This is a genomic window from Kitasatospora sp. NPDC059722 (genome assembly GCF_042733235.1).
GTDB lineage: Bacteria > Actinomycetota > Actinomycetes > Streptomycetales > Streptomycetaceae > Kitasatospora.
This window is the reverse complement of the sequence record NZ_JBHWGD010000146.1, coordinates 4,556-7,777: the sequence shown is the minus strand read 5'-3', so window position 1 is coordinate 7,777 and position 3,222 is coordinate 4,556. Positions and strand designations below refer to the sequence as shown.

At 72.1% G+C, this 3,222-nt stretch carries 2 protein-coding genes; one reads left to right on the top strand and one right to left on the bottom strand.

All coding sequences use genetic code 11. From position 1 onward, the window contains the following. Positions 1-148 precede the first annotated feature (148 nt). The gene (locus ACFV4F_RS40375; protein ID WP_380447531.1) at positions 149-568 is read right to left on the bottom strand and encodes a peptidase inhibitor family I36 protein; all 420 of its coding nucleotides are present in this window, start codon (positions 566-568) and stop codon (positions 149-151) included. Positions 569-1,013: 445 nt separating this feature from the next. On the opposite strand from ACFV4F_RS40375, the gene ACFV4F_RS40370 reads away from it, so the two are divergent. Next, the gene (locus ACFV4F_RS40370) at positions 1,014-3,128 is read left to right on the top strand and encodes a DUF4157 domain-containing protein (RefSeq protein ID WP_380510472.1); all 2,115 of its coding nucleotides are present in this window, start codon (positions 1,014-1,016) and stop codon (positions 3,126-3,128) included. Positions 3,129-3,222: the final 94 nt, after the last annotated feature.

Genomic DNA, 3,222 nt, shown 5'->3' with positions numbered 1-3,222 from the left:
TCCCGCGGTGGGGGCACGCCCGGGCGGGGCCCTCCGGGCGGCAGGGGCGGACGGGGGCAACCGGGCGCCTCGCCCGCGCGGGCCGGGCCAACCCCCCCGGGGTGCCGGGACCCCCCCGAGCGGGGCCCGGCACCCGGTCGGAGCCGGATCAGAGTTCCCAGGCCTGCGAGTGGTTGTTGTTGCGCATGTTGATGGAGCCGCCGTTCCACGGCACCGCGCCCAGGTTGGCCCACGAGTTGTGCGGGATGTACTGGTTCGGGCCGGTGTTGCGGATGCTGTACTCGCGGTAGTAGACGCGGACGTTCCAGTTCTGGTCCATGTTCCACACGGAGGCGGCGTTGTTCATGACGGCCTGGCCGTTGCCGGCCCCGCCGCCGCCGAAGTAGCCGTCGTAGTTGCCGTCCTCGCCCTTGCCGAAGAAGGCACCCTGCAGGTCGGGGCTGTAGTAGACGCACGCGTCGCCGCTGATGCAGCCGCCGGAGCTCGCGAGGGCCGGCGTGGCGGTGCCGAGGAGCACCGTACCGAGGGTGACCGCGGCCAGGGCGGCGGCCGCCATCTTCTTGTTCATCTCACTGCCTTCCGATCGGTGGAGTGGGATCCCCCGCACCCTCGTCCCGGGGCGGGTCGCATCCCTGATCGTGATCAGGCCGTGGTGCTCGGCCCGACGGGAACGACTCTGCGCCAGGAGCGGAGCCGACTTCGAGAGCGGACGGACTGTTTGGAACGTCCAACCCGTTCCCACAGCGCTGAGCTGGGGATTGGGAACGGCACGATCGGACTCCGGATCCCGTGGAACGGCTCTCCGGCAGCAGGCTTCGGTCACACGCCGGGTGGGAGGGGAATGGGAAGTCGGCCCGGCCGACTTCCCGTGCGCTCCGAGGTCCTGATCGACTTCCCTCACCGGGCAGGGCGTCTTGCCCTGTGTTGGGCCCTGCGGGCCGTTCCGGCGGGGTGTGCCCCGTGGGAGCCTGGATGGTCAGGCTCTGCACGCGATCTCGGCGAACGGATCTGTCATGCGGCACACCACCGAGTCCCAGCGGAAGGCCGCTCCGGACCGCGAGCAGGTCAAGCCCCGCGACGCCGGACGGGCCGGCGGCTCGCCCGGTGCCCTCCAGCGGTCGATCGGGAACGCCGCCGTCGGGCGGATGATCGCGCGCGAGGCGGTACAACGCGAGGCAGTACAGCGCGACGCGGACGGCGGCGCCGCGGTGCGGGACGCCGCCGCCGTCGCCGGGCGGGCGCACCGGCGGCTTCCGGGCGACGTGCAGCGGTCCATGGAGAGCGCCTTCAGCACCAGCCTGGACCACGTCCGGGTCTCGGTCGACGAGCGGGCCGCCGCGGGCATCGACGCCCGGGCGTACACCGTCGGCAGCAACATCGTCGTGCAGAACGCGGGCGTCCTGCGCGACGTCGAGACGATGGCCCACGAGATCCACCACACCACCCAGCACGACGCCCCGGCCGGCCTCAGCGACCCGGACGGCAGGTGGGAGCGCGAGGCCGCCGACGTCGGTGCCCGCGTCGCCCGCGTCGCGACCGTCCAGCGCCCGGTCCAGCGCCCGGTCCAGCGCCGAGCGGCCGACGGCCACGAAGGACACGTCCACGGCGCCGCGCTCCAGCGCCGGGTCGGCTTCGAGTTCGAGTCGCAGTGGCGGGTGCGCGACCACAACGACCTCACCGCGCAGGACGAGCAGGCCTACCAGAACGAGGTCACCCGACGCGACGGCATCATCGGCCTGAAGATCCTCCGGAACATGGCCGCGAAGGTCGCCGCCGATCTCCTGGACGAGAACGAGCAGGCCAGGACGCCCAACGAGCTCACGACGGCCTGGATCGCCGAGCTGCCCCGGCAGGGCCCGGCCGACCCGCCGCGGTTCGAGGCGACCGACGCGGGCCGGGCCCGGCTGCAGCGGGCCCGGCAGGAGAAGCCCGACGAGTACGCACGGCACGCGGAGGGCGCCGCCTATCCGCTGATGGCCAACGGCGAGATCCGGGAGACCCCCATCCGCGGCCGGGACGTCCCGAAGATGGGCGTCGTCGGCCGGGGCACGGACTACAAGCTCACCTCGGACGTCAGCCCGACGGGCGGGTCGGCCCTGGAGTGGGTCACCGAGCCGCTCACCACGAAGGACGAACTCCTCGCCGTGATGGGCGAGATCACCCGGGTCTCGGCGGCCCTGGACACCCGGAAGGACGACGAGTCCTTCCCGCTCACGGACGTGCAGCTCGGGGGCTTCACGGCGGACGCCGGGATCATGGTCTTCCCGCTGGGCGGCGAGCTGGTCTACGCGCCGCAGATGACCGGCGGCTTCAAGCTGGACGAGCTGCCCCGGCTGGTGAAGTACCTCAACGTGCCGAACAAGAAGCCGTTCACCACCTCCGCTTCCGCCTTCGAGCAGCGGAAGGAGGCCAAGGACGACCTGCACACGGGCTCCCTCGGCGAGGTCGACCAGATCCGCAAGCAGGCGGAGGACCAGGCCAAGCGGCTCGGCAAGGACGTCACCGGCGGCGAGTCCACGGCCGCGCTGGTCGGCCTGGCCACCCTGGTCGGCAGCTATCTGGTGAACGGCGACAAGCTGCCGCCCAAATCGAACTCGAAGTCGATCGCGGGCGGCCTGATGTCCCGCACGTCCTTCGCCCACAACTTCACCCTGCTGCCCCGCCCGTTCCGCGTCCACTTCCGCGAACACCCCGACCAGTTCGCCGCGTTCGTCCTCCGGGCGGCGGGCTTCGACCCGACCGACACGCAGGCGCCGGTGTACTCCAACACCGTCGAACACGGCGACGCCGGCGACCGCCGGGAGCGGGCGATCCCCCTGACCCGTCACCAGTGGCTGATGGGCATGCCCACGGGCAAGGACCTCCTGCGGAAGTACACGAACCTGAACACGGCGGAGAAGGCGGACGTGACCCAGGACGACTGGGTGCACATCCACGGCTCCCTCGGCGCGCTCGGCAGCGTCGACGACCGGGTCGGCCCGCTCGGCAAGGAGGAGGTGGCCCTGGTCGCCGAGCTGCGCCGGATGAAGGACGGCCTGCGGACCCCGAACCTCACGCCGCTCACGGTCGCCGCGTTCGACCTGGTCCAGCTGCTGAACGCGGGCAGCTCCCTCAAGTACAAGAAATAACACCGAAGTTGAGCCGTGGGGGGGGGGCCCCGCCAACGAGCGGGGCCCCCCCCCCAACCCCCCCCCCCACCCCCGCGCGGCGGCGGGTTGTCAC